We start from the raw sequence: 26,748 nt of genomic DNA on the forward strand, positions 1-26,748 counted from the left end.
CGGCTCCGGCGGGCGTGGGAACTCCACCCCACCGCATCACCGGTCGGTACCGCCCACCAGCGCACCGGTCCGACCGGGTGAGGCATTCCGCCCGTTCGAGATGCCTCCGTCCCCCGCCGCGCGGACACTTGCACCATGCCGGGAAGGATCGAGGACTACGCCCTCGTCGGAGACCTGCTCACCGCCGCCCTCGTCGGGTGCGACGGCAGCCTCGACTGGCTGTGCCTGCCGCGCTTCGACTCGCCCGCCTGCTTCGCGGCGCTGCTGGGCGACGAGAACAACGGCCGCTGGCTGATCGCCCCGGCGGACGCGGACACCGACGAAGGGGTGACGGTCCGCCGTCGCTATCGCGGCGACTCCCTCGTCCTGGAGACCGAGTGGGAGACCGCCACCGGCCGGGCCACCGTCGTCGACTTCATGCCGCGCCGCGACGGCGCCCCCAGCGTCGTACGCATCGTCGAGGGCCACTCCGGCACGGTCGACCTGCACATGGACCTGCGGCTGCGCTTCGAGTACGGCAGCGTCGTGCCCTGGATGCACCGCGTGGACGGGCAGCTGACGGGCATCGCGGGCCCGGAGTCGGTGTGGCTGACCACGCCCGTCGCGCTGACCGGACAGGGCGAGGCCCACACCGCCGACTTCACGGTCACCGCGGGCGAACGGATCCCCTCCGTCCTGACCTGGCAGCCCTCCCACCTGCCCGCCCCCGACCCGGTGGACCCCTTCGACGCGCTGCGCCGCACCGAGGAGTACTGGGAGCAGTGGCTGCGCCCCTTCTCGTACGACGGCACCTACCGTGACGCGGTCGTCCGTTCCCTCATCACCCTCAAGGCCCTCACCTACGAGCCGACCGGCGGCATCGTCGCCGCCCCCACCACCTCCCTCCCCGAACAGCCCGGCGGCGTCCGCAACTGGGACTACCGCTACTGCTGGCTGCGCGACGCCGGAATGACCCTGGAGGCCCTGCTGCGCAGCGGCTTCACCGCCGAGGCACAGGCCTGGCGCGGCTGGCTGGAACGGGCGGTGGGCGGGCCGGCCCAAGGACATCCAGATCATGTACGGCATCGGCGGTGAACGCCGGCTGACCGAGTGGACGGCCGACTGGCTCGCCGGGTACGAGAACTCCCGCCCGGTACGGATCGGCAACGGCGCCGCGGCCCAGCAACAGCTCGACGTACCCGGCGAGTTGATGGAGACCCTCTCCCTCACCGTGCGCTCCGGACTGCGTCCCGAACGGCACCTCCTGTCGCTCCAGCAGGCCCTGCTCGACCATCTGGAGGAGGTGTGGGCCCGCCCCGACCAGGGCCTGTGGGAGACGCGCGGCGAACCCCGCCACCACGTCCACTCCAAGGTCATGTGCTGGGTGGCCTTCGACCGGGCCGTCCGCCTGGCCGAGGAGCACGGGCGCCCGGGGCCCGTCGCGCACTGGCGCGAGGTCCGGGACCGTATCCACCGGGAGGTCTGCGAGCGGGGCTTCGACCCGGCCCGCGCCACCTTCACCCAGTCCTACGGCTCCCGCGCGCTCGACGCCGCGCTGCTGCTCATCCCGGGGACCGGGTTCCTGCCGCCGGACGACCCGCGGGTGATCGGCACGGTCGCCGCCGTCGAACGCGAGCTCACGACCGACGACGGCCTGGTCAGCCGCTACTCGACCGGTGCCGCGGGAGCCACGAGCACGGGCGGGGCCGCGACCTCCGACGGCCTCACCGGCGGCGAAGGTGCCTTCCTCGCCTGCTCCTTCTGGCTCGCGGACGCCCTGCTCCTGACCGGCCGCGAGGACGACGCCCGCCGCCTCTTCGAACGCCTTCTGCTCCTGCGCAACGACGTCGGTCTCCTGGCCGAGGAGTACGACCCTCTCGCCCGCCGCCAGCTGGGCAATTTCCCCCAGGCGTTCACGCACGTTCCGCTGATCCGGGTGGCGTACGAACTGGACGGGCACGCGACCCGTCACGCACGAAAACTTGTTCCGTAAAGTACCGGTGAATCCAAGGCGTCTTCTGCGAGGCTGGCGGGATGCAGACCCTTTACAGAAGACTGCTCACGTTCCTTCCCCGTATAGGTGTGAAGGTGCTCGATCTCGGCCCCGGCGCCGCCGTCGTGTTCCGGCGGGGTGACCGGACGGGCGTCCCTGTGGGACAGGGCGCCCATCTGGTCACCGAGGGGAAGGGGCGCTACGCCGTCACCCCGGTGGGTTCCGATACGTGGCTGGTGGGGCGCGGAGCCAAGGGGCGGAAGGCGACGAGCGTCCCCTTCGGCGCCACCGGGGCGCGGCTCCTCCTCGACGAGGCCGTGTCGGCCGAGGCGGAACGGGAGTTCCAGCTCGGGGCCGCCCACTATCTCGGTGCCCAGCATGTGGCCGCGCTGCTGGAGCTGAACCGCGTGAACTGCGTGTTCGACGTGGGGGCCAATATCGGGCAGTACGGGAAGGGGCTCCGGCGGTTCGGCTACAAGGGGCGCATCGTCTCCTTCGAACCGGTCTCCGTCACCTTCGAGAAGCTGCAGCAGTCCGCCGAGAACGATCCCGACTGGCAGGTCTACAACTTCGCGCTCGGGCGTGAGGAGGCCGTGCAGTCCATCCACATCGACTGGAAGTCCATGAACTCCCTGCTGCCGCCGAGCGAGTACGGCAAGGAGCGGTACAAGCGGTTCGCCAAGGGGCGTACCGAGGAGATCGAGATCCGGCGGCTCGACGACGTGATGCAGAAGGCGTTGGAGGGGATCGAGGACCCCCGGCCGTATCTGAAGATGGACACGCAGGGCTTCGACATGGAGGTGTTCGCCGGGGCGGGGGACCGGATCTCCGAGTTCGTGGGGATGCAGTCCGAGGTTGCGGCGTTGCGGTTGTACGAGGGGAGTCCCCTGATGGGGGAGGCGATCGCCGCGTACGAGGCCGCGGGGTTCGGGGTGACCGGGATGTATCCCGTCACTCGGGAGCCGGCCACCGGGAGGGTTGTGGAGTTCGACTGTGTGATGGTGCGGCCTGAGGCAAGTGGGGCTGCTGAGAGTTGAGTTGGGCTGGACGCGCCCACGCGGCGGAGCCGCAGGATGTCACCGCCCCGCGCCCCTGACGGGGCGTCGGGGGTGGCCGCGAGTCGGTAGGCTGGCCCCTGCTGCGGATCCCCCCACCTGCGCGCTTCTGCATCGCATGAAGTGCCGTTCGCGGTCGTCGTGTTGGCCTTCTGCGTTGTTGAGGATGATTCGCTGGTGCTCGTCGCGGAGCGGTATCGGTTGCACGGATCCATTGGCCGCGGCGGTATGGGGGAGGTGTGGCAGGCCACCGACGAGGTGCTCGGGCGTGAGGTGGCGGTCAAGCTGCTGCTCGGGGACGAGGCCGACAGCGCGGCGGCCGCCCGGTTCCGGCTGGAGGCGCAGACGGCGGCCAGGCTGAGCCACCCCTACGTCGTCGCCGTGTTCGACTTCGGCGCCTGGGACGACCGCTTCTACCTGGTCATGGAACTCGTCGAGGGCCAGAGCATCGCGCAGGAGCTGACCGCGGCGGGCAGCCTCGGGACCGAGCGGGTCGCCACCGTCGCCGCCCAGGCCGCGGCCGGGCTCGCCGCCGCGCACCGGGAAGGGATCGTGCACCGGGACATCAAGCCCGGCAACCTCCTCTCGGACGCCCAGGGAACCGTGAAGATCGGTGACTTCGGGATCGCCCGCTTCGTCGACGACCCGGCCTCGGCGCTCACCACGGCCGGCCAGATCGTCGGCACCAGCCTCTATCTCGCCCCCGAACGCGCCCTCGGCAGACCGGCGTCGGCCGCCTCCGACGTCTACTCCCTGGGCTGCGTGCTGTACCAACTCCTCACCGGGCGCCCGCCGTTCCACGCCGAGAGCGCCACGGTCACCCTGCACCAGCACATCGACATGGCCCCGGTGCCGCCCCGCGAGCACGGTGTCCAACTGCCGCCCGCCTTCGAGAACTACCTCCTCGGCCTCCTCGCCAAGCAGCCCGAGGACCGGCCCTCGGCCCAGGAGGTCGCGGACTGGTTCGGCACGGGGGCGTGGCGGGGGCTGGCCGAGCCGCTGCCCGTGGCGTCGGACACGAGGACCACATCGCGCTCCGCCTCGCCGTCGTACGCCTCCCGGCCGCCGCAGTCGGGAGGCGCCGAGACCGGGCCTCCGACGATGTACCGGCTGCCCCCGACCGCCGCCCAGTCCGCGCAGCCCGCCCGTTCCGCCCACCAGACCCACGCCGCTCATGGCGCTCACGCTCACGCGGCCGACTCCGCGCCACCCACGCCGTCGCGCCGCGCGAGACCGGGCGGGACACGGTCGAACGGGGCTGCGAGATCGGGTGGCGGGGTCGGTGCGATGGCCCGTCGTCGGCCCCGGGTGTTCGGCATCCTCGCCGGTGCGGTGCTGTTCGTGCTGGCCGTGCTCGCCGGCATGAAGATGTTCTCGCCGGACACCACCTCGGCGGAGACCGGGAACGGGCTGAAGGACGGTTCGTCGTCCACCGGCCCTGAGAAGACCGAGGTGCCGGCCGCCGGAACCGTGGCCCGGACCGGGGCGCCCGACTCCACACCCGAGCCCGGTGTCAACGCGGAGCCTCCCGCGTCCCCCTCCTTCACGGAAACCGCGGCCGCCACGCCGACCCCGGCCGAGACCGAGGAGGAGAAGCCGAAGAAACAGCAGGAGCAGGCCCCGCCGAAGCAGCAGGAACAGGAGCAGCCGCCGCCGCAGTACGGCGAGGGGGACGATGACGACGACGGCGGATACGGCGACGACTAGAAGTCCTGCTCCGGCTAGAAGTCCTTCTCAGGCCAGTCGAGCAGCCGCGCCCCGATGACGGCCGTCTGCAGTGTGTACCGGTGCACCGGATCGGCCGGATTCGCGCCGGTGAGCGTGTGGATGCGGTCCAGCCGGTAGGTGAGCGCGCGGACGCTGAGCGACAGCCGCCGGGCCGCCTCCGCGGCGACGCAGCCGGAGTCGAAGTACGCGGTGAGGGTGTCGAGAAGCGGCTCCGCCCCGCCGCGGGCCTGGCGCAACGGTCCGAGAGCACTGAGGACCAGGTCGGCCATGGCCTGCCGGTCCCGGGTGAGCACGGGGTAGACGAGCAGGTCGGCGGCGCGCAGCACGGGGGTGTCGAACTCCAGGCGGTCGGCCAGGTCGAGGGCGTTCAGCGCCTCCTCGTACGAGTGGACGACCCCGCCGGGCCCCGGCTGGGACCGGCCGATGGCGACGCGCCCGCCGTCGGTGGCCGCGTACGCCTGCTTGGCGAAGAAGTCGAGCACGTCGTCCTGGTCGCCGGGCGCGATGCACACCAGACGCCCGTCCTTGGTGGTCACGAGGATGCTGCGGTCCCCGAACCGGCTGATCAGGGAGCGCTCCACATCGCGGGGCACGGCGTCCCCCTCGTCGTACGAGGCCCGGCCCTGGGCCACGGCGACGGCGTGTGCGTGCGAGAGGCGCAGCCCGAAGCGTTCGGCGCGTTCGGCCAGCAGACCGAGGTCGCTGCGGCCGTGCAGAAGGTCGTCGATGAACTCCCGGCGGGCGGCCTCCTCCTGGCGTACGGCGAGGAGCTGGGCCCGCTCGTAGCCCTCGGCGAAGGCGTCGACGGCCTGCTCGACGGCGGCGAGCGTGCTCTCGCCGGCCGTGGCCGGCCAGTGGAGGCGGGCGGCGGCCAGGTGGGCGCCGACGAGGGCGCGCAGTCCGTAGCCCGCCTCGGCGGCCCGTTCGCCCAGGGCCCGGCGGGAGTCGAGTTCGTCGCGCGTCAGCCGACGGCCGGTCGCGGAGGCGTCCGCGAGGATGCGCCCATACCCCTCCAGATACTCCTCGGGTATGTCCCGCCCCGCCGCCATCCGCACCCCCGTTTTCCTGATGAGCCGTTGACGCATTTCTAGCGCATACGGGCGGAGCGCGGTCCCGTGGGGGAGGGGCTCACTGCCGGAAGACGGCAGGTCCATGCGTGATCTCGGTTCCCCTCACCACGGAGGACGTTCGGAGGATGTTCGGAGGAGTTTCGGGGCGAGTTCGGGGCGAGGCAAGGGATTGGGCCCCGGCGCCGGTCGTCTCACGACGATGTGTCCGGCACCGGGGCCCTTATCCGTCCCCCGTGCTCCCCCGTTTCTGCCGGACCATCGTGACCCGGGACGGGAGTCCGGCGCATTGCCGGATTCCGGCAACCTTTACGCGTTCTTGATGCCGGAGGTCGGCGAAGCGCTCGAACACGAGTGCCGCGTACGGTGTCGGCACGGCGTCAAGAACGCGTAAAGACTGCCAGGTCACGGCAATGTGCACACGTGTACGAAGTTGGCACAATGCCCGTTGGCCGAGGTGACCGGCGCAGGTGGGGGAGGTGGACCGGTGACTCTGTTTCTCGGTCTCGGCATCGCGGGGATCGTCCTGCTGGCTCTGACGCTGGTCTTCGACGGCGTACTCGAGGGGCTCTTCGGCGGGACCGGTTTCCTGGACGGGCTCTTCGACGGCCTGCTCTCCCTGCCGGTCATCGCCGGGTTCGTCTCCATGCTCGGCTTCGGCGGGGCGCTCGTCCTCGGCACGACCGGGCTCGGCGCCGGAGCCGCCACCGCGGTGGGCATCGGCGCCGGGGCCGGCGCGGGCTGGCTGACCTGGCGGTTCAGCCGGTCCCTGATGCGGGACGAGCCGTCCGCGACCCCGCGCGGCACCGACCTCGTGGGCAGTTCGGGCTCGGTCGTCACACCGATCCCGGCCGAGGGCTACGGCGAGGTGCTCGTGTATCTCGCGGGCCAGCCGGTGAAGCTGGCGGCGAAGAGCCCCGAGCCGGTGGCCCGGGGTGCCGAGATCTGGGTCGAGGAGTCGCTGTCACCGACGTCGGTGGCGGTCAGGCCGGTCCAGCGCTGAGGCCCTGTCCGTTCCGTCACCCGTACCGCTCGTACCACTCGTAACTCGTACTGAACTGCCGCCGGGGGCGGCAGGGGGGAATCCACCATGAGTCCAGTTCTCGTCGCGGTCGTGGGAGTCGTCGTACTCCTCGTGCTGCTCGCGCTCGTCGTCGTCACCCGTTACAAGGTGGCCGGGCCCAGCCAGGCGTTCATCGTCACCGGCCGGCGCGGCAAGAAGTCCACCGATCCGGACACCGGCCGGGTGTTCACCGACAACAGCGGCCAGAAGGTCGTGGTCGGCGGCGGTGTCTTCGTCGTGCCGTTCGTCCAGCAGAAGTTCACCCTGGACCTGTCCTCGCGGCACATCCCGATCTCGGTGCGCGGCGCGGTCACGCTGCGGGGCGTCAAGGCGAACCTCGAAGGTGTCGCCATCGTCAAGGTCGGCGGGACCGAGGACTCCATCCGCGCCGCGGCCCAGCGGTTCCTGATGCAGCAGGACGGCATCGTCGGCTTCACCCAGGAGGTGCTGTCCGGCGCGCTGCGTTCCATCGTGGGCCGGATGTCGGTGGAGGACATCATCCGGGACCGTGCCGCGTTCGCCGGGCAGGTCGCGGAGGAGGCCGAGGCGAGCCTGTCCGGGCAGGGCCTGGTGCTCGACGCCTTCCAGATCCAGGACATCACCACCGAGGGCTCCTACCTGGAGGACCTCGGCCGGCCCGAGGCCGCCCGCGCCAGGCAGGAGGCCGACATCGCCGAGGCGGTGGCCCGGCGCGCCGCCGAGCAGGCCCGGCTGAAGGCCGAGGAGGAGATCGCGATCGCCCAGCGGACCTTCGCCCTCAAGACGGCGGAGATCAAGGCCGAGACGGACGAGGCGGCGGCCCGTGCCGCGGCGGCCGGCCCGCTGGCCGAGGCCGCCCGCTCGCAGGAGGTCCTCGCCGAGCAGGAGAAGGTCGCCCAGCGGCAGGCCGCGCTGACCGACCGCGAGCTGGACACCAAGGTCCGCAAGCCCGCCGACGCCGCCCGCTACCAGGCCGAGCAGGAGGCCGAGGCCCGGCGTATCGCCCAGGTCAAGGAGGCCGAGGCGGACGCCCAGCGCTCCCGGCTGACCGGCGAGGGCGAGAAGGCACACCGCGCGGCGCTCGCCGACGCCGTACGCATCGAGGGTGAGGCGGAGGCCGCGGCCATCGGTGCGAAGGGGGCGGCCGAGGCCGAGGCCATGCGCAAGAAGGCCGACGCGTTCGCCCAGTACGGCGACGCGGCCGTACTGCAGATGCTTGTCGAGGTGCTGCCTCAGGTTGTCGCCAAGGCGTCCGAGCCGCTCAGTGCCATCGACAAGATGACGGTGATCTCGACGGACGGGGCGAGCCAGTTGTCGCGCACTGTCGCGGACAACGTGGCCCAGGGGGTCGAACTCCTCAGTTCCACGACCGGGGTTGACCTTGCCGAGCTGCTCAAGAGCATCACTGCGCCGAAGCAGGGCGCTGTCGCGGTGGAGGCCAACGGGAAGATCGAAGTTGGTGAGTGACGGTACGGGTTGAGTTCGGCTGCGGGTGAGTGGGGGCTGGTCGCGCAGTTCCCCGCGCCCCTGAAGGCGGGGCTGCGCCCCTGGCTTTTGTCCTTCAGGGGCGCGGGGAACTGCGCGGTCAACCCCCGCCGGGCCGCGGCCGGACTCGATCCGCAGGTCGCCGTAGGGTGAACGCACAGCGAGATCGACGCCGGACACCGGACAGGGGACCAGTCATGGGCACTCCACGCCTGAGCAGTACGCCGTTGCCGGGAATCGGTGTGCGGTACGACCTGACGACACGAGAACAGCGCCGCCTGTCGGTGGTCGCGCACCGGGACGGCGGCCGGACACTGAGCGCGTACCGGACGGACGACCCGGACGCCTGTGCCCTCTCCGTACGGCTCTCCGCAGGAGAATCGGCGGCGCTCATCGACGCGCTGATGCCCGCGCACCACAGCCCGAACCTGCTCTCCACCACCGAACTGGGCCTGGTGGCCGAGCGGATCGAGCTGTCGTCGACCTCGCACTGGAACGGCCGGCTGCTGGGCGACACCCGTATGCGGACGGACACCGGAGCCTCGATCGTCGCGGTGCTGCGCCGGGCCGAGGCCATCCCGTCCCCCACGCCGGACTTCCGGCTGGCCGGTGGCGACACCCTCATCGTGATCGGCACCCGCGAGGGCGTCGAGACGGCCGCCGAGATACTCGGAAGGGAGTGAGCACAGTGCACTCGTCCGCGACGTTCCTGATCGAGTTCGGTGCGATCATCCTGGGCCTGGGGCTGCTGGGCCGGTTCGCCGGTCGGTTCCAGTTCTCGCCCATACCCCTCTACCTGCTGGCCGGGCTCGCGTTCGGCGAGGGCGGGCTGCTGCCGCTGGGCACCAGCGAGGAGTTCGTCGCGATCGGCGCCGAGATCGGCGTCATCCTGCTGCTGCTCATGCTCGGCCTGGAATACACCGCCACCGACCTGGTCTCCAACCTCAAGACCCAGTACCCCGCCGGACTGGTCGACGCAGCCCTCAACGCCCTGCCCGGCGCCGCGATGGCCCTCCTGCTGGGCTGGGGCCCGGTCGCCGCCGTCGTCCTGGCCGGCGTCACCTGGATCTCCTCCTCCGGCGTCATCGCCAAAGTCCTCGGCGACCTCGGCCGCCTCGGCAACCGCGAAACCCCCGTCATCCTGAGCATCCTGGTCCTCGAAGACCTCTCCATGGCCGTCTACCTCCCCATCATCACCGCCCTGCTCGCCGGTGCCGGTATCGCGGCGGGCAGCGCCACCCTCGCCATCGCCCTCGGCGTCGCCGGCCTCGTCCTGGTCATCGCGGTCCGCTACGGACGCCACATCTCCCGCTTCGTCTCCAGCGACGACCCCGAAAAACTCCTGCTGGTGGTCCTCGGCCTGACCCTGCTGGTCGCCGGCGTCGCCCAGCAACTGCAGGTCTCCGCCGCCGTCGGCGCGTTCCTGGTGGGCATCGCCCTGTCCGGCGAGGTCGCCGAGGGCGCCCACGGCCTGCTCTCCCCCCTGCGCGACCTGTTCGCCGCCGTGTTCTTCGTCTTCTTCGGCCTGCACACCGACCCCGCCAGCATCCCGCCCGTCCTGCTCCCCGCCCTCGCCCTGGCCCTCGTCACCGCCGCCACCAAAATCACCACCGGCTACTGGGCCGCCCAACGCGCCGGGATCTCCGCCAAGGGCCGCTGGCGGGCCGGCGGCACCCTCGTCGCCCGCGGCGAGTTCTCCATCGTCATCGCCGGCCTCGCCGTCACCTCCGGCATCGAACCCAGACTCGGCCCCCTGGCCACCGCCTACGTCCTCATCCTGGTCATCATCGGCCCCCTCACCGCCCGCTTCACCGAACCGATCGCCACCCGCCTCACCGGCCGGTCACGCCAGTCCGCCCCCACGATCGCCGAGACGCCCCAGGACCGGGACCTGGTCCCAAGCCCCGACGCGCCCGCCGAGAAGTAACCACCGGGTTGACGGACACCTGCGGGTGGGTGGGGGCGGTAGCCCTTGCCTTTAAGGGGCGCGGGGAACTGCGCGACAAGCCCCCACTGGGCCCGCACCCGACAACGCACCCCCTCACCCCACCCGCAGCCGTCCCGCCCAACCGTTCCAGGCAGATGGTGTTACCGCAGGTCGGAGGCGGTGAAAGCATTCCCGCGTCCCGCGCTGCCCGAGCGCCCTTGCCCGCTCCCCAACCACCCCCGTTTCCTGGAGGCAGTTCGGAAACGATCACGCCTCACGGCCTCCACGCAAGGACACCCAATGCGCCTCTCGAACGCCCGCCGCACGACCCTGTTCGCCACGCTCGGCCTCGCCGCCGCCCTCACGCTCACGGCGTGCGGCGGCGGTGACGACGACACGGCCGGCGACACGCCGTCGGGCGCTCCGTCCTCCTCGGCCTCGTCCACCGCGAAGGAGACGGGCGGCTCGGACAGCGGCACCACCGGCTCGGACAGCGGCTCTTCAGGCGGCTCTTCCAACGGCTCCTCCGGCGGATCGGACGCCGGTGACACCGCAACGGGCGGCAGCACGGGTACGGGATCAGGCGGCAAGGCATCGATCTGCCGCACCGACGAGCTGGAGGTCAACGCCGCCGACAACACCACCGACAAGAAGGAGGGTGTCGTCACCGTCCAGCTCAAGAACGCCGGCGGCCGCGACTGCTCCATCAACGGATACGCGGGCGTCGACCTGAAGGCCGCCGACGGCTCCACCCTCTCCGTCGAGCGCAACGGCGAGCCCGTCTACCCGGCGGTCCTCAAGAACGGCGACTCCGCCGCCTTCAACATCACGTTCCCCTACAACAACTCCGGCGGCTCCGGCGTCCGCCTGACCGACATCCTCGTCACGCCCCCGAACGAGACGAAGTACGTCCGCGTCGCCTGGCCCGCGGGCACCCTCCCGGTCACGGACGGCAGCTCGTCCGGCAAGCTCCGGATCGGCCCCGCGACCAGGGTCGGCTGAGGCCGCGTACCCCTCGTACGTACGAGACCGGCTCGGCCCGCGGCCCGCACGGCAGCGACCGGGCCGACCGCCGGGCCCTACGACAGGCTCACCGCCGGGCACCCGAACGTCTCCGTCAGTACCCGGCGCTGGTGTTCCGTGAGGGCGTTGAGGAAGACCACCGCGTCCGCTCCCGACTCCTCGCGGAGTGCGGCCACTTCGCGGGTCTTTCCGGAGCTGAGCAGGGTGCGGGAGGAGTACGGGAGGGTCATTCTCCTCACCCCGCCGTCCGAGACGCCCCGGCGCTGTACGACGCGGCCCACGACCCGGGCGCCGCGTGCCGTCAGGTCGGCGGCCGCCGCGTCCATGCGCAGGGCGAAGTCCTTCTGCTTGGCGGAGAAGTAGCCGACGATCACGACATCGGCTCCCGTGAGATCCAGGCCGGGAAGGCTCTTCGGCGGGTCCGCCGGCCGGGGGTTCCGGCGGGCGGACGGCCTGCGGTCCCGCCTTCGGTGCTGGTGCACGGCCTCACCGTAGGCATCCGCGCCCCTGTGGCGACACGCGTTTTCCGGGAGCGGGCCCGATCCTCGGCGGCTCCCCGGCCACCCCGCCTGCGCCGCTCCCCGCTGCTCCCGACGCTACTTTGCGATTCCTTTACACTGGGTGGGACGTGTCCGGTCAGGGCGCGTCATACGACCTTTAGTGCGAGAAGGAGCGAAGGTTCCGCGATGGGTGAACCTCCCAGTACCAGCCGTGCCATTCCCGGCCCGAGACATGTGCGTGACGGGGCGGGGGTGGCACGGTGACCGAGATCCTGCTGCTCCTGCTCGCCCTGCTGCTGACGCTCGCCTGTGCCGTGTTCGTGGCGGCCGAGTTCTCGCTGACCACCGTCGAGCGCGGTGACCTGGAGCGGGCCGCCGAGGCGGGCGAGCGGGGTGCCGACGGCGCGCTGAAGGCTGTACGGCGGCTGACGCTCCAGCTGTCCGGGGCCCAGCTGGGCATCACCGTCACCTCGCTGGTGATCGGCATGCTCGCCGAGCCGTCGCTCGCCGCGCTGCTGAAGGGGCCCCTGGAATCGGCGGGCCTCGGTGGCGCGGCCTCGTCCGTGGCGACCGTGCTCGGTGTCGTCGTCTCCACCGTCGTCCTGATGGTGGTCGGCGAGCTGGTGCCGAAGAACTGGGCGATCTCGCGCCCGCTGGCCGTCGCCAAGGTGGTCGCGGGTCCGCAGCGCGGGTTCACGGCCGCGTTCGGCCCGTTCATCCATCACCTCAACAACTCCGCGAACCGTTTCGTACGCCGCATGGGCCTGGAGCCCGCCGAGGAGCTGGCCTCCGCCCGCGGCCCCGAGGAGCTCGTGGCGCTGGCCCAGCACTCGGCCGCCCAGGGCGCCCTTGAGCAGGACTCGGCGGAGCTCTTCGTCCGCACGCTGCACCTGAGCGAGCTGACCGCGGAGAACGTGATGACCCCGCGCGTGGACGTACGGGCCCTTGAGTCGCGCGCCACGGCCGCCGACGCCGCCAGCCTCACCCACGCGACCGGGCTGTCCCGCTTCCCGGTCTACCGCGACAGCCTGGACGAGGTCGTCGGCTCGGTCCACATCCGTGACGTACTCGCCCTGGAGCCGGACAAGCGGGCCGTCACGCCCGTCACCGAGCTGGCCACGGCCCCGCTCCTTGTGCCCGACAGCCTGCCCGCCGACCGGCTCCTGGAGCGGATGCGGACGGCCCGCACCATGGCCGTCGTCATCGACGAGTACGGCGGCACGGCGGGTGTGGCGACGGTCGAGGACATCGTCGAGGAGGTCGTCGGCGAGGTGCGCGACGAGCACGACCCCGTCGAGGTGCCCGACCTGCTGCCCGCCCCCGCGTCGCCGGACGGCCGCGCGGTCTGGGAGGCGGACGGCGGTGTACGGATCGACGAGCTCGCCGGGATAGGCCTGCGGGCGCCGGAGGGTCCGTACGAGACTGTCGCCGGACTGGTCGCCACCCGGCTCGCCCGGATCCCGGCCGAGGGCGACGCGCTGGACCTCGACGGCTGGCGTCTCGACGTCCTCGACGTCGACCACCACCGCGCCGACCGCGTCCGCATCACCGAACCGGCCGCCGACGAGCCGGCCGCCGAGTCCACGCGTGACGCTGCCCGCCAGGCCGTGGAGGAGTCCCGATGAGCACGATGACCACCCTCCAACTGGCCATCGGCGCCCTGACCCTGGTGACCAACGCGTTCTTCGTCGGCGCCGAGTTCGCCCTGATCTCCGTACGCCGGAGCCAGATCGAGCCGCGCGCCCAGGAGGGCAACAAGCGGGCCCGGATGACGCTGTGGGGTCTCAGGCACATCTCCGCGATGATGGCGACGGCCCAACTCGGCATCACCGTCTCGTCGTTGGTACTGGGCGCGGTCGCCGAACCGGCCATCGCGCATCTGCTGGAGCCGGCCTTCGAGGCGGCCAGCGTCCCGGACGCCTTCGTCCACCCGATCGCCTTCGTGATCGCGCTCACCGTGGCCACGTATCTGCACATGCTGATCGGCGAGATGATCCCGAAGAACCTCGCGCTCGCCGCGCCGGTGCCCGCCGCGCTGCTGCTCGGACCGCCCCTGGTGGCCCTCACCCGGGCGCTGAAGCCGGTCGTCTTCGGTATCAACACCTTCGCCAACGCCCTGCTCAAGCTGCTGCGGGTCGAGGCCAGGGACGAGGTGGAGTCGGTCTTCACCGACGACCAGCTCGCCCGCATGGTCGTCGACTCCAGCCAGGCCGGGCTGCTGTCGTCCGCGGACGGCGAACGGCTGCGCGACGCCCTGGAGCTGGGCACCCGCCCGGTCGGCGAGATCCTCGTGCCGGCCCAGCGGATGCGTACGGTCGAACATACCGTCACCCCGGCACGGCTGGAGCGCGCGGCCGCCGAGGCCGGCTTCTCCCGCTTCCCGGTGACGGGCGAGGACGGCACGGTGCTCGGCTACCTCCACATCAAGGACACGCTCGGCGTCACCGACCGGGACCGGCCCTTCCCGCGTGCCGCGCTGCACCCGGTCACGCGCGTCCGGATCGACACCCCGCTCGACGACACCCTCACCGCCCTGCGCGCCAACGACAGCCACCTGGCCGCGGTCACCGGCGAGTCGGGCAAGGTCCTCGGCTTCGTCACGATGGAGGACGTGCTGTCGGAACTGGTGGGGCCGGCCCCGGCGGGGGCCCGGTAGGCGGCACGGGGCCCGGAGGCGAGGGGGCCGGGGCGGGCGTCCGCCTCGGCCCCGTCAGGGGCGCGGGGAACTGCGCGCCCAGCCCCCACCGCCCCGCAGACGAACATCCGGCATCCCGCGGAGCGACATGGCCTCCGCCACAGTGCCCCGCGACCACGGCGACTATCGTGGCGATCCGAATCGAACGTGGAGCGGTTCACAGGGATCGGGTTCGGATCGGGTTCGGATCGGGTCGTGTCGGCGAAAGGCGCGCTGTGTCGGACGAGGGGCGGTTGATCGCCGGGCGGTACCGGTTGATCGAGCGGATCGGCCGCGGTGGCATGGGCACCGTGTGGCGTGCCGAGGACGAGGCCCTCGGCCGCGAGATCGCGCTCAAGCGGCTCCATGCCCAGCAGCACCTCTCCGAGGACGAACTCGCCACCGTCCACGAACGCACCCGCCGGGAAGCCCGCAGCGCAGCCCGGATCGCTCACCCGAACGTGGTCGTCGTCCATGACGTCCTGGATGACGAGGGGTTGCCGTGCATCGTCATGGAGTACGTGCACGGCACCACCCTCGGCGCGCTCCTCAAGGGCGGCGGGGCCCTGCCGCCCGGTGAGGCCGCCCGGGTGGGCCTCGGCATGGTCGCCGCGCTGCGGGCCGCCCACGCCGCCGGAGTACTGCACCGCGATGTGAAGCCGGGCAACGTGCTGCTGGGCGGGAACGGCCGTGTCGTCCTCACCGACTTCGGCATCGCCATGGCGACCGGCACCTCGACGCTCACCAAGACCGGCGAGATCATCGGGTCGATCGACTACATCGCGCCCGAGCGCATGAGGGGCCACAAGCCCGGCCCCACCGCCGATCTCTGGGCACTCGGCGCCACCCTCTTCCAGTCCGTCGAGGGCCGGCCCCCGTTCCGCAGGGCCACGGCGATGGAGACCGCGTACGCCATCGCCGTCGACCCCCTCGCCCCCATGAAGCAGGCCGGACCGCTCGAACCCCTCATCGAGATGCTGCTCGCCAAGGACCCGGACGAGCGCCCGTCGGCGGAGGAGACGGAACGGGCGCTGCGGGTCGTGGCGTCGGAGGCGCCGGGCGCCACGATGGGCACTGCGACGGGCGGGACGACGGAGGTCGCGTGGGCGTCGGCCGTGCCGAGCAGGGCGACGGCGACCGTGGCGGCGACGGGACCGACGACTTCGGCCGGGGCCACGCTCACCGACTCGGGCTCGGGGTCGGTGCCGCCCACTCCCATCAGTGGTGGTGGCAGCGGCAGTGCCGGCGACGGCACCGGCCGCCCGCGTCGCAAGCGGCGCCGTCTCCTTTGGAGCGCGGCAGCCGTCACCCTGGCCGCCGCGGCCGTGGCGGGCGGGCTCTACGCGGTGACGGCCGACGACGGCGGCCACGGCAGGAAGGGCTCCGGGACGGCGACCGCACCCACCGCGTCCGAGCCGTCCCCCGTCCCCGCCGGGTTCCGTCTGGTCAGGGAGAAGACGCTGGGAGTCACCTTCCCGGTCCCGGACGGCTGGAAGCGCGACGGCAGGGCGAGCGCCGAACAGGTCACCTACACCGACCCGTCGGGCCTGGTCGGGCTCACCATCGGCACCGTGAACCCCGCGGGCGCGAACCCCGAGTCGCACTTCCAGAACATCGAGGCGAACACCAAGCTCAACTACTCGACGTACCGGAAACTGCGCATGCAGCGCACCACGTTCCAGGGAAAGCCCGCGGCGGTGTGGGAGTTCACCTTCCAGGGCCAGGTCCGTGCCTTCCGTGCCATCGACTTCGGCTTCGGCGAGGAGGGCGGCACGGAGTACGACATCTACCTCTCGGCGCCCGAAGCCCAATGGGACACGCACCGCCCGGTGTTCGACACGGTCAAGGCGGGCTTCCGCGTCGGCTGACGACTCGTCGTACCGCTATCGGGTGCGGTCCTCCGGCGCGCCCGGTGCCGTCGTGGGGGCGGCGGAGGCCGGGGCGGGAATGGACGCGGTGTCGAAGCCCCCCGCGATGATTCGCGTGGCGAGGTCCGCGAGGCGCAGCTGATGGGCTCGCGCGTACGAGCGGAACGCGGCGAAGGCGTCGTCCACCGAGGTGTTCCAGCGCTCCGCCAGCACACCCTTGACCTGTTCGACCAGGATGCGGCTGGTGAGCGCGGTCGCAAGCTGGCTGTTCTCGATGTGCGACTGCTCCAGCGTGCGCTGCTGGAGGATCGCGATCGTGGCCACGTCGGCGAGCGCCTGGGCGAGCGCGATGTCGGCGTCACCGAGGCGGTGCGGTGCGCTCTGGAAGAGGTTGAGCGCGCCGACGACCCGGTTGCGCAGGCGCAGCGGGAGCGCGTGCGTGGTCACGTAACCCGTCTCGCGGGCCCGGCCGGCGAAGTGCGGCCAGGCCGCAGTCGTCTCCGGCCGCGTCAGGTCGATGTTCGTACGGGCCGTGCCGGTGCGGTAGCACTCCACGCACGGACCCTGGTCGTGCTGGAGCGCGAACAGCTCCAGCAGGCGGGCGTGCTCGTCCGACGCGGCGATGATCTGCAGCTCGCCGTGGGCGTCCACGAGCAGGATGCCCGCCGCCGAGACGTCCAGCAGTTCGACGCAGCGCGTGGACAGGCGTTGCAGCAGGTCGATGACGTCGAAGTCCTCGACGAGAGAGTCCGCGACCTCCACGAAGATCTCGGCCAGACGTTGTTCGCGGGCCATGCCGATCATCCCTTTCCGTCGCCGGGCGAGTACGGCCCGTCCGTGTCGTCGCCGATGCCGTTGCCGGAAGCGTCGTTGTTGCCGTTGTTGCCGTTGATGTCGTCGTCGCTGAAGCGGAGTCTGCGGGCGACCACGTCGTCCGCGACCTCCCCTAGGGGGCGCTCGCTGCTGTAGGCGTGGGCCCGCAGGCGCAGGAGGGCCTCCTCCATCGTCCCCCCGATCTGGACGCTGATCATTCCCGTGGCCTGGTGCACCGCCGCGCGATGCAGTCCCGTCGGCCGGTCAAGGAACAGGCCGAGCCCCGGGCCGCCGTTCCCGTCCTCGCCCCGCTGCCCGCGCCCGGCCCCGTTCAGGAGTGCGCCGGTCAGCGCGGCGGCCAGGGCGGTCGCGTCCGTACTCTGCTGGACGGACATCGTCCGGTCGCCGTCGCAGAGCACGGTCAGTACGCCGACCCGGATGGCGCCGATGCCCAGCGGGAAGCAGCACACCCCGTGGACGCCCATGTCCCGCGCGGGCGACAGCAGCGCGGGCCACCGATCCGGGCGTACGCGGTCCAGGTCCGGTTCCATGACGGGGGACCCGGTGCGCACCGCGTCCGGGCCCGGGCCCTCGCCCAGCGTGAACTGGAGTTCCTCGAAACGGGCGCTCACCTCGGGATGGCACCAGAGGGGCTCGGTCATGCGGCCGTTGCCCACGAGCAGCGACAGTGCGACACCCTCGGCGCCCAGCGCCAGCGCACACGCCCGGGCCGGATCACCGCGCCCGCCGAGGCGCAGCGACCGGAGCACGTCGGCCATGCCGTCGCTGATCACCGGTATCCGTTCAGCCGCGGCCGGGAGCCCCGGAGCGGGGCACCGGCCGGCTTGCGTCGTAACCCTACGCGGATCGGTTCGCCGTCGCGTTCCACTGTTCCGGGTCGTCGGCGGGCATGCCCCGCCAGGCGTCCCGGGCACTCGCGTACCGGGGGAAGCGATCGACGACCGCGCCGGCCCGGAACACCAGACCTATGCACGGGCGGGCATAGACGACCCGGGTCCAGCCGCGCCGCGACCGGCAGTCGTCCCAGGCCGCGCACAGCGGGTCCAGGGCGCTGCCGTCCATGAACGTCAGGCCGCTCAGGTCGACGATGAGGAAGAGGCGCCCGGTGCCGCGGCGCACGTCCTCCAGGTCACGGATGAAGCCCGGGGCGGTCGACAGGTCCAGCTCGCCGCTGGCCCCGACCACACGGCACTCGTCGAACAGGCTGGGACGCGGGCCCATGTGCCCCATCTCCTCTGGTCCTTCTGGCGCAGAGCCTCAGTTGCGCGGAACGGGACTTCACGGTGAGGGCCGGGGACACGGGCTGCCGCATGGCGAGCGTACTGCCGGGGAGGAGGTGCCCGTAGTGCTGCTTCCGGTATCCGTCGGGTGGGCGCTCGAAGAGGCCGTACTTGGCCGGTACCCGACCGGTTCCCGACGGCTCGGGACCAAAGAGGTCAGGTCCGAACGGGAGTTGACGCGGGCCGAGACCTCGCAAACCGTACGGTCTCGGCAGCCTCGTTCACCGACGGTCAAGGTACGGTGGGGGAACCGAGGGCATGTCGTACACCGGTGTTCGAATCGGTCTCGTCCTCGGCGCACGACGACGCCGGGCCGATCAGCGCCCGGGGCAGGGTCCGCCCCATGGCCGGTTGAAGTCGTTCACGTCCGCCGGTCGAGCCCCGGCGTCGGGGCGGCACACGGCCCTGACCGCACGCTCCGCGCCGGCGAGTCACCGAACCGCTGAGCCGTCGAACCACTGAGTCACGGAACTGCCGAACCACTGAGTCACCGACTCGTCGGCTCGTCGGCTCAGGGAAGCACGAAGGCACCGGGGCATCGAGGCCAAGGAGCCACCTGTCACCCGGCTCGACCGAGCCGCAGGAGAAGAGAGCCCGTTCCGTCGCGCGGTCCGCCGTGTCCGTCGTGTCCGCCGCGAACGAACCACCGGCACGCCGTAGTCGTGCCCCAGACAGGAGCGCTCCATGACCACCGTCCCCGTCCTCGAACCCCTGCCTTCGCAGCCCCTCGCCCGCCTCCGCCTGGCCCCGCACAGCGCCCTGCCGCGCCGTATCGACGGGGCGTGGTGGCCCCACTCGCGCGATCTGCTGGCCGAACTCCCGCTGCTGATCGGCGCCTTGCCGCGTACGTGGGGACAGATCACCGGCGTCACCGTGAACACGGCGATGTGGGCGGCCTCGCCCGGCCGGATGCTCGTCGCCAACCACGTCGTACGGCTCAGCCGGTCCGCCGGGTCGCACGGCCGGCACACCGTCTGCCTGGTCAGTCCGGGCCGGGGCCGCTGGGACCTGCTGGTCGTGCCACCGGAGGTCGACGCGGCGGACGCGGAGCCGCTGATGGCGGCCGCGGCGGCGGGCCTGCGCCCGTCCCACTGACGGTCCGCGGCGAACCGCCGTGGTCCGCAGCGAACCGTCGTGGTCCACCGCGGATCGTCGTGGACCGTGGTGGACCGCCGCGGATCACCGCAGTGGCCTGCGGATCCATACCTCGCGGACGGCCGACGGGGAGTGGGGGGCGAGGACACCCAGCTTCGACCAGCCCCAGGCGCGCACGGTCTCCTGGGCGGCGTTCGCCGGACGACTGCCGCCGTCACCGCCCTCTCCGCCGTCGTCTCCGTCGATGTCGGGTCGCTCCAGGTCCACGGCCGCGACGACCAGGTCGGCTTCGAGCCGGGCCAGCAGCCGTTCGCCCAGGAGGGTCGCGACGCCGTGCCTGCGGTGGGCCGGCAGCACCATCAGCTCGGCGAGCAGGAAGGTACGGCCCGAGGCGGTGAGTTCCTCGATGTCCGTGGGCAGTTCCCCACGGAAGTCGGACCACCACTCGCCGGTCCGCTCGACCCGGAACCCGTACGCGCAGCCGACCAGCCCGCCCGCGTCGGCGACCGTCATGTCGAAGCCGAGGCGCTGCACGTGTTGCTCGAACCGGTCCAGGAAGCCCTGGCGGTCGCGGTATTCGGCCCCCGCGGCACCCCGGTACGCCGTGACGTACACGTCCGCGACGGCTGCCCGCTGCTGCTCGGCCTGCCACCGGGACAGTCTGCGCAAGTACACCTCGGTCATACGGGTCCTCCCCCGGCCGCGCGGGATGGTCATCCCCCGACTCGGCATCATCACAGCAGGAGCCGCCGGGGTAAACGGGGCGTCGGGATCAACCGCGTACTGCCCGGCCCGCAGGTGGCGGCGCCCGTCCGGGCATACGGGACGTACGGACGCGGGGCTATCCAGAACAGGCGGTCGGGCCTAGGCTCGGACCCGAGTGATGAGCGAGGCTCCTCGGGAGCCGTCACAGCATTGAGGCCGCGTTCACCGGCTTCTCACGCGCCCCTTGTCCCCGGGCGCATTCGCCCCCGGTCCCCGGGCATCAGGACGAGGCGGCCTCCACCGCCCAGACAACTTCGGTATCCCCGCTGCCCTTTCGCGGCCGGGCCCTCGACCATGTGTCCCTTGCGGACTTCGCCACGGCGCACTCCCGCGCGCCGCGGCGGCCCATGAGGGATCCCATGCCCTGCAACTCGCCGACCGGGGGGTGGCGCGCCAGGGCGGTGTGGTCGCCGCCGGTACACCACCGGCGGCGACCACCACACCACGGAGGACGGTCGTACACGGTCGTACGAGGACTAGCCGACCGGCACCGGGGTCACCACCGCGGCCAGCGGATACGCGCCCGTCCCGAGGGCGCTGCCGACGGCGCCGCTCGCCGTCGTGACCGGCACGAGTTCACCGGCGTCGGCGGTCGTGACGTATGCCGTGCTCCCGTTCCAGTCGAGCGCGACGTCGAACGCGGACCTGCCGACGGTGACCGGGGTGCCGGGGGCGCCGGTGACCGTGTCGACGGGGGTGACCCGGTCGCCCGTGCTCGCGCTGACCCACAGCGTGCGCCCGTCCGGGGAGAGGGCGAGACCGTACGCCTGCTGTCCGTTGACCAGGAGCGTCGGTCGGGTGTCGTTGGTGGCGGTGTCGATCGGAGTGACCGTGGAACCGCCGGAGTCGGACACGTAGACGGTCCTCCCGTCCGGCGCCGCGACAACGTTGAAGGGGTTCGGTCCGACGGGGATCGCCGTACCGGCCCTGCCCGCGGGGAGAGTTACGGGTGTGACCGTGCTGTCGTGGATGTTCGCCACGTACAGCGTGGACCCGTCCGGTGTGATCGCCATGTTCTCCGGGCCGTCGCCCACCGCGATCTTCGCGCCCGCCGTGCCGGTCGCGAGGTCCACGGGCTGGACGGCGTCGTCGGAGTAGTCGGCGACCCAGAGGGTCCTCCCGTCCGGGGTGAGGGCGAGCCCCGCGGGCACGTCGCCGACCGCGATGGTGGCGGTCACCTTGCCCGTAGGCACGTCGATGACACTCACGGAGTCGGACCCCTGGTTGGCGGCGTACGCGGTCCTGCCGTCCGGACTGACGACGACCTCGCCGGGATTCCTGCCGACCGCGATCTCGGCCGACGCCCCCGACGCCAGGTCCACCGAACTGACCGATGCCCCACTGAAGTTGGCGGTCAGGGCACGCTCGCTGCCGACGCCGTCCGTGATCCGTACGGGAATGGCGCGACCGACGAGCCCGTCCCCGCTGACGACGACGGACCGTACGCCGTTCTCCGCCCCGCTCGCGGCCGTGAGGGTGACGGTGGCGGTTGCCTCGCCGCCTGCCGGAACGGTGAGGGACCCCGAGGACGGGGAGACGGTGAGACCGTCGGGAGCCGTGATCTTCCAGGCGACGGTACGGTCCGCCGTCGAGCGGTCGTCGGCCACGGTCAGGCTGCTCGTGCCGCTCGCACCCGGGGCCAGCGACAGCGACGACGGCCGGAAGGAGGCGTCCGGGCCGGGATCGGGAGCGGCCCGCAGCGTGGCGTCGTAGAGGAACTGCTCCATGACACCGGGTGCGACCTGCTGCGGAATGGAGTCCAACTCCTTGCGCTGGGACTGGAGTTGACCGTAGAGCGTCCGTACGGAGTCGTCGTCGCCGGCGACTTGCGCGACCATCAGCCGTACGGCCGTGTCGCCTGCCGTGCCGCAGGCGCCGAGCTTGTCCAGCCAGGCCGAAGTCTCCTCCAGGAACCCGGAGTTGCCCAGGTGGGCGCGGAGTTGGCCGGGCGCGGCGGCCATGGAGGTGAAGTAGGCGCGGAGCTTCCGGGCGGCGGCTGCCAGCCCGTCCCCGCTGTCCAGCGCCTTGGTGAACGCCTTGATGAGCGGGGTGAGGGTGGGCGATTCGGTGGAGTTCAGCGGGGAGGAGTAGTTGTTCTCGGCGAAGATCCGCAGGGCCGGGGCCGCGCGCCCGCCGAGGTCGGCGACCGAGGCTAGGAAGGAGGCCCTCGGGTCGTAGGCGTCCGGGTTCCAGGCGAAGTCGGCGGAGGTGAAGAGCGCGAGCTTGCTGGCCTCGGCCTGGACCATGGGGTTGGCGGTGATACCGGTGACGACGTCGGCCACGCCCGCCTCCCGCCCCGTGTACGGGCCGAGCAGCAGCCGACTGGTGGCGTAGTCGTTGACGGGGTAGTTGTCCCAGAGCAGCACCGGATGTCCGAACAACTCCCTTGCCCGGCGCGCCTGTTCGGCACTGATGGTGGGCGCGATGACACCGTCACCGGTCCACTCGACGACGACCGAGGGGTCCAGTTTCTCCCGCAGGGCGGTCTTGTACGGGGAGTCGGCGAGGTCGGAGTACTCGGTCGGCACCATCTCCAACGGCGCGAGGTCGGAGTGCGCCTCGACGAAGCCGTCGACGACGGAGTTGAGCAGCGAGGCTTGCGCGCGGCCCGCCGCGCCACCCCCACTGCCGTACGCGTCCCCGTCCTCGGCGCAGTTCCAGTCGGTGTAGCTGATGTCGTCCAGTGGCACGGCGAAGGACCGCACGCCGATGGCGTACAACGACTCGAACTTCGCGACGAGCGCCTTCGCGTCGGCGGCCGAGGAGTAGCAGACGGACAGGCCGGGCGAGAGGGCGTAGGTGAAGCGGACATGGTTCGCGGCGGCGCGGTCGACGAGCTCCTTGATCGTCGCGAGCCGTTCGGCGGGGTACTCGTCCCGCCACTTCGCCCGCAGATAAGGGTCGTCCTTGGGGGAGTAGACGTACACGTTCTGCTTGGTACGCCCGTAGAAGTCCAGCTGCGACAGCCGGTCCTGCTGCGACCAGGGCGCCCCGTAGAACCCCTCGACCACACCGCGGAGTTCGGCGGCGGGCCAGTCCCGGACGGTGACGTCGGGCACGGCCTTCCCTCGGCCGACCAGCTGACGGAAGGTCTGCGCGGCGTAGTACGTCCCGGTGACGTCCACCCCGGACAGCGCGACCCGCCCCTGCCCGACGGCAACCGCGTACCCACCGTCCGGCAGCCCTCGGGGCGACTCGCCCCCGAGCCGCTTCAACGCCTGCGCGGTGGCGGGGTTTTCGCCCGGCCCACCGACGTAGACGGTGAGGTCGGCGTCCGGCAGGGGCCGACCCGCGACGACGGTCCGAATGACCCGGGCCCCGGCGCCCCGCAGCACCTTCTCGACGAGCTTGCGCGCGGCGGGGTCGGTCCGACGCCCGACGACTTCGACGACTTGCTCGGGCACGGGCTGCGCCCCGCGCCCGGCCTGCAACTCCTGTGGGGTCGGCCGGACTTGGGGGAGACGGGCCTCGACGTCGGCACGCTCGGCTGCCATGGCGGGGGCGGCTGGGCCGGCTGGGGCGACACCCAACACCCCCAGGACCAGGCCGACGAGAAGCCCGACCGCGAGGGTCCTGGATCTCCGCTTCCGGTTCAATGTTTTATCCATCAGCGAAGATGGTGGTGGATGGATTCACCGAGGGCAAGACCGCGTGGCTGACCTGCCGAAGGGCGGCCAGGGCGGCTAGGTCGGCGGGTGCAGTCGGTCGAACTCGTCGGCGAGGATGCCCAGGAGGACGAGGTCGTGGTGCCGGCCCGCGACGAACACGTGATCGCGGAGGCGCCCCTCCTCGACGAAACCGAGCCGGTGATGGAGCGCCAACGACCGCTGGTTGTAGTCGAAGACCCGTGCTTCGCACTTGTGGTAGCGCCGCTCGGCGAACATGAACCGCAGCAGCATCACCACGGCCTCCGCCGCGTAGCCCTTGCGCCGATGATCCGCCCCGACCGTGACGCCGTACTCGAAGCGCCCCGCCTGCGGATCGGCGTGGTTGGAGGAGACGGCGCCGACCATCTCCCCGGTGTCGAGAGCCTCGATGGCCAGCCGGAAGCAGTCACCGTCGGTCTCGGCCGAGGCCTGCTCCTTGGTCCAGGCACGATGCCCCTCGGCAGAACGGGGCGGACGCACCGCATCCCCCAACCGCTCCTCATCCACGGCGAACCGCATGAACCCGGTCCAGTCGTCGGGCTCGATCCCGCGCAGACGTACCCGCGTGCCTGTCCAGAAGGATGTCATCCACCATTGGATCAAGAGAGGACACCGGGAGTCCAGGCCGAACCATGCCCGAACCGTGCTCTGCCGAGAAGGCTTCAGCCATGCCTCGGGATTGAGAGCGGCCGTGACGAACCCGTCCCCCTTGGTGACGGTCAGGTCGGGCTGCCCAACCCGGAGCGCGACCTTCTCACGATCCAACTCACGGAGTCCACCAAGGCGTCCCAGCTCCGTCCGAAGTAATCAGGGAACTGCAGGACTTCCGCGAACGAACGGTGGATTCCCTGCTCGGTCATCAGCTCACGAGAGTCGAAGCGGTGGACCTGTCCCCCTTCACCTCCAGCCCTGCCGGCCGCCGGGCCGGTGGAGCGGGTCGGAGCAGGTCACAGCCGGATCACCACCAGTGCCGTGTCGTCGTCCGGGCCCCGGCGGGGGGCCGGGACCAGGTCCGTCAGGATTGCGTCTGACAGGGGTTCGGGGGGCAGGGTGTGGTGGCGTTCGAGGCTGTGGGCCAGGCGGTGTAGGCCCTGGTCGATGTCTTCGCCGCGGCGTTCGATGAGGCCGTCGGTGTAGAGGACGAGGGTGGCGCCGGGGGTGTAGGACACCGTCGCCTGGGTGCGGGGGATGGTGTCGTCGGAGGCGGCGAGGGGCGGGTCGGTGGCCGTGTCCAGTAGTTCGACCGTTCCGTCGGGGTGGGCCAGGAGTGGGGGCGGGTGGCCTGCGCAGCTGTACGTGACGGTGTGGGCGGCCCGGTCGATCACGGCCTGGACGGCTGTCGTGGCCAGCGCGCCCTCCACGGTGTGCGCGTGCTGCGCGAGGGTCGTGAGCGCGTCCGCGGGCCGGCCGGTCGCGCGGATCGCGGCGCTCAGGGCGCTGCGCAGCTGGCCCATGACACCGGCCGCCTCCAGGCCGTGCCCGACGACGTCGCCGACCGCCGCGGCCAGCCGGTCCCCGTCGAGGTCGATCAGGTCGTACCAGTCGCCGCAGACGTTGAGGAAACTGGCCGCGGGCTGGTAGCGGACGGCGGCGAAGTCGTGCCGCGGCAGCTCGGTGCCGGGCAGCATGGCGCGCTGCAGGGTGACGGCGACCTCGTGCGTGCGGGCGTGGGCCTTGCGCAGCTCCTCGTTGAGTTCCTGCAGTTCCTGGGAGCGGGTCAGGAGGTCGGCGGTCATCGCGTCCTCGCGACTGAGCGTGGTGAGGGAGGCGTGCCGGGTGCCCGGCTTCCGGGTGGCGGCCTCGCGGGCGCGGACCAGGGCCGTGACCTCCTCGACCCGGTGGGCGATGAGCGACACCCGCCCGTCCGCGTCGAGGACCGGGATGTTGACCGTGCTCCAGTAACGCTCCTCGAACACGCCCGGTCGGTCGGGCACCTCGACGTCGTACTTCTGCAGGGCCATGGTGTCCCGCTCGCCGGTGGCCAGCAGCCGTTCGAGCGATGCACGCAGGGTCCGGGCGCCGGTGGCCTCCTCGGCGGGGCTGTCGGGAAACACGTCGAAGATGAACCGGCCGACCAGCTCGTCGAGGCCACGGCCCGAGACCTGCACATAGGCCCGGTTCGCGGCGAGGATCGTCAGGTCGGGCGCGAGCAGCATGACCGGGCTCGGCAGGGCCTGGAAGACCTTCGCGAAGTCGATGTCGATGCCGCTGTCGGCTTCGGCTTCGGCTTTGGATTCGGCTTTGGATTCGGCTTCGAGAGGGGAGGAAGGGGAGCGGGTGTCGGCGATTTCGGGATCGGGGTCCGCATCGGTTTCTACTTCGGCGTCCGCCTCGGCGTCGCGGTCCGTCCTGATGCCCGGGCTCTCTCTCCCACCAGGCGCATCACTGTCGCTCATGCCATCATGTCTACTCCCTCCCCCGGCCCCGTGCGACCCGGTCCCGGAACAGGCCCCCTGTGCAGGGATCCGAGGCGCGCAGGCGTGCGATTCGGCCGGCGCGTGCAGCATCGGCCCGCCCGCCCGCCCGGCATCCGCATCGGCCCACTGTCCGCCCGGATCGCCCGCCTGGTTTCCGCCTGGTGCCGCTTACTGCCGTGTGCTCCGGCGACGGCGCGGCCGCAGGCGGCCTCGGCCGCCGTCGCGGTGGTCGTGGCGGGGGCGGACCTCGGCGGGGCGCGCGGCCAGCGTCGGCGGTGGCTGCTGGCGTGCCCGGCCGGCGGGCTGGATCAGGCGGGTCGCCACCACGATCAGGATCAGCAGCACGCTGGCCGCCAGAGCGCCGGTCAT

The 26,748-nt window shown here is 71.8% G+C and carries 22 protein-coding genes and 1 pseudogene; 12 read left to right on the forward strand and 11 right to left on the reverse strand.

The features are described from left to right. Window positions 1-135: 135 nt before the first annotated feature. From QF035_RS27260 to QF035_RS27270, 3 genes and pseudogenes are all read left to right on the forward strand, one after another. A pseudogene (locus QF035_RS27260) lies at window positions 136-1,972 on the forward strand (glycoside hydrolase family 15 protein). A gap of 41 nt (window positions 1,973-2,013) precedes the next feature. After that, the gene (locus QF035_RS27265; RefSeq protein ID WP_307523217.1) at window positions 2,014-3,009 is read left to right on the forward strand and encodes an FkbM family methyltransferase; all 996 of its coding nucleotides are present in this window, start codon (window positions 2,014-2,016) and stop codon (window positions 3,007-3,009) included. A gap of 246 nt (window positions 3,010-3,255) precedes the next feature. Next, on the forward strand, window positions 3,256-4,734 hold the full coding sequence (locus tag QF035_RS27270; RefSeq protein WP_373466979.1) for a serine/threonine-protein kinase: 1,479 nt from the start codon (window positions 3,256-3,258) through the stop codon (window positions 4,732-4,734). Between the two features lie 14 nt (window positions 4,735-4,748). Here QF035_RS27270 and QF035_RS27275 read toward each other — a convergent pair whose 3' ends face one another. Then, on the reverse strand, window positions 4,749-5,840 hold the full coding sequence (locus tag QF035_RS27275) for a PucR family transcriptional regulator (protein ID WP_307523219.1): 1,092 nt from the start codon (window positions 5,838-5,840) through the stop codon (window positions 4,749-4,751). 469 nt (window positions 5,841-6,309) lie between these two features. Here QF035_RS27275 and QF035_RS27280 point away from each other — a divergent pair, with 469 nt between their 5' ends. From QF035_RS27280 to QF035_RS27300, 5 genes are all read left to right on the forward strand, one after another. Beyond that, window positions 6,310-6,825 (forward strand): hypothetical protein, encoded by a 516-nt coding sequence (locus QF035_RS27280; RefSeq protein WP_307523220.1) that lies wholly within the window; start codon window positions 6,310-6,312, stop codon window positions 6,823-6,825. 87 nt (window positions 6,826-6,912) lie between these two features. Further along, the gene (locus QF035_RS27285; protein WP_307523221.1) at window positions 6,913-8,331 is read left to right on the forward strand and encodes a flotillin family protein; all 1,419 of its coding nucleotides are present in this window, start codon (window positions 6,913-6,915) and stop codon (window positions 8,329-8,331) included. A gap of 215 nt (window positions 8,332-8,546) precedes the next feature. Then, on the forward strand, window positions 8,547-9,032 hold the full coding sequence (locus QF035_RS27290) for a cation:proton antiporter regulatory subunit (protein ID WP_307523222.1): 486 nt from the start codon (window positions 8,547-8,549) through the stop codon (window positions 9,030-9,032). 5 nt (window positions 9,033-9,037) lie between these two features. Beyond that, window positions 9,038-10,276 (forward strand): cation:proton antiporter, encoded by a 1,239-nt coding sequence (locus QF035_RS27295; RefSeq protein ID WP_307531449.1) that lies wholly within the window; start codon window positions 9,038-9,040, stop codon window positions 10,274-10,276. 300 nt (window positions 10,277-10,576) lie between these two features. Next, window positions 10,577-11,278: a DUF4232 domain-containing protein gene (locus QF035_RS27300; RefSeq protein WP_307523223.1), complete on the forward strand. Its 702-nt coding sequence runs from the start codon at window positions 10,577-10,579 to the stop codon at window positions 11,276-11,278. 77 nt (window positions 11,279-11,355) lie between these two features. Here the strand turns inward: QF035_RS27300 and QF035_RS27305 are convergent, their stop codons facing one another. Further along, on the reverse strand, window positions 11,356-11,781 hold the full coding sequence (locus QF035_RS27305; RefSeq protein WP_307523224.1) for a hypothetical protein: 426 nt from the start codon (window positions 11,779-11,781) through the stop codon (window positions 11,356-11,358). A gap of 278 nt (window positions 11,782-12,059) precedes the next feature. Here QF035_RS27305 and QF035_RS27310 point away from each other — a divergent pair, with 278 nt between their 5' ends. The 3 genes from QF035_RS27310 to QF035_RS27320 all read left to right on the forward strand — a co-directional run bounded on the left by QF035_RS27310 (window position 12,060) and on the right by QF035_RS27320 (window position 16,341). Next, a complete protein-coding gene (locus QF035_RS27310) occupies window positions 12,060-13,424 on the forward strand; it encodes a hemolysin family protein (RefSeq protein WP_307523225.1) in 1,365 nt (454 codons plus the stop codon). A gap of 5 nt (window positions 13,425-13,429) precedes the next feature. After that, a complete protein-coding gene (locus tag QF035_RS27315; protein ID WP_307531450.1) occupies window positions 13,430-14,455 on the forward strand; it encodes a hemolysin family protein in 1,026 nt (341 codons plus the stop codon). Between the two features lie 254 nt (window positions 14,456-14,709). Next, window positions 14,710-16,341 carry a serine/threonine-protein kinase gene (locus tag QF035_RS27320; RefSeq protein ID WP_307523226.1) on the forward strand — a complete coding sequence of 544 codons (1,632 nt, stop codon included), beginning with the start codon at window positions 14,710-14,712 and terminating at the stop codon, window positions 16,339-16,341. Window positions 16,342-16,356: 15 nt separating this feature from the next. Here QF035_RS27320 and QF035_RS27325 read toward each other — a convergent pair whose 3' ends face one another. The 3 genes from QF035_RS27325 to QF035_RS27335 form a co-directional block, all read right to left on the reverse strand. Next, entirely contained in the window at window positions 16,357-17,145 is a 789-nt protein-coding gene (locus QF035_RS27325) for a GAF and ANTAR domain-containing protein (protein ID WP_307523227.1), read from the reverse strand. Continuing rightward, entirely contained in the window at window positions 17,142-17,933 is a 792-nt protein-coding gene (locus QF035_RS27330) for an ANTAR domain-containing protein (RefSeq protein WP_307523228.1), read from the reverse strand. Before QF035_RS27330 ends, QF035_RS27325 begins: the two co-directional genes overlap by 4 nt. A gap of 79 nt (window positions 17,934-18,012) precedes the next feature. Then, window positions 18,013-18,396 carry an STAS domain-containing protein gene (locus tag QF035_RS27335; protein ID WP_307523229.1) on the reverse strand — a complete coding sequence of 128 codons (384 nt, stop codon included), beginning with the start codon at window positions 18,394-18,396 and terminating at the stop codon, window positions 18,013-18,015. 743 nt (window positions 18,397-19,139) lie between these two features. Between QF035_RS27335 and QF035_RS27340 the strand changes: the two genes are divergently transcribed. Then, on the forward strand, window positions 19,140-19,550 hold the full coding sequence (locus QF035_RS27340) for a DUF5994 family protein (RefSeq protein ID WP_307523230.1): 411 nt from the start codon (window positions 19,140-19,142) through the stop codon (window positions 19,548-19,550). 84 nt (window positions 19,551-19,634) lie between these two features. On the opposite strand, the gene QF035_RS27345 is transcribed toward QF035_RS27340, so the two are convergent. The 6 genes from QF035_RS27345 to QF035_RS27365 all read right to left on the reverse strand — a co-directional run bounded on the left by QF035_RS27345 (window position 19,635) and on the right by QF035_RS27365 (window position 26,748). Beyond that, on the reverse strand, window positions 19,635-20,234 hold the full coding sequence (locus QF035_RS27345; RefSeq protein WP_307523231.1) for a hypothetical protein: 600 nt from the start codon (window positions 20,232-20,234) through the stop codon (window positions 19,635-19,637). Between the two features lie 557 nt (window positions 20,235-20,791). Then, entirely contained in the window at window positions 20,792-23,923 is a 3,132-nt protein-coding gene (locus QF035_RS27350; RefSeq protein WP_307523232.1) for a beta-N-acetylglucosaminidase domain-containing protein, read from the reverse strand. Between the two features lie 75 nt (window positions 23,924-23,998). Then, window positions 23,999-24,550, reverse strand: a complete 552-nt coding sequence (locus QF035_RS27355; protein ID WP_307523233.1) for a GNAT family N-acetyltransferase — start codon at window positions 24,548-24,550, stop codon at window positions 23,999-24,001. A gap of 131 nt (window positions 24,551-24,681) precedes the next feature. Further along, complete coding sequence (locus QF035_RS55875) at window positions 24,682-24,822, reverse strand: barstar family protein (protein ID WP_373466729.1); 141 nt, start codon at window positions 24,820-24,822, stop codon at window positions 24,682-24,684. Between the two features lie 87 nt (window positions 24,823-24,909). After that, window positions 24,910-26,358 carry a PP2C family protein-serine/threonine phosphatase gene (locus tag QF035_RS27360; RefSeq protein WP_307523234.1) on the reverse strand — a complete coding sequence of 483 codons (1,449 nt, stop codon included), beginning with the start codon at window positions 26,356-26,358 and terminating at the stop codon, window positions 24,910-24,912. A gap of 189 nt (window positions 26,359-26,547) precedes the next feature. Next, window positions 26,548-26,748, reverse strand: coding sequence for a hypothetical protein (locus tag QF035_RS27365; protein ID WP_307523235.1), 201 nt, complete (start codon window positions 26,746-26,748; stop codon window positions 26,548-26,550).

Origin of the sequence: Streptomyces umbrinus (genome assembly GCF_030817415.1) — a bacterium.
Lineage (GTDB): Bacteria > Actinomycetota > Actinomycetes > Streptomycetales > Streptomycetaceae > Streptomyces > Streptomyces umbrinus_A.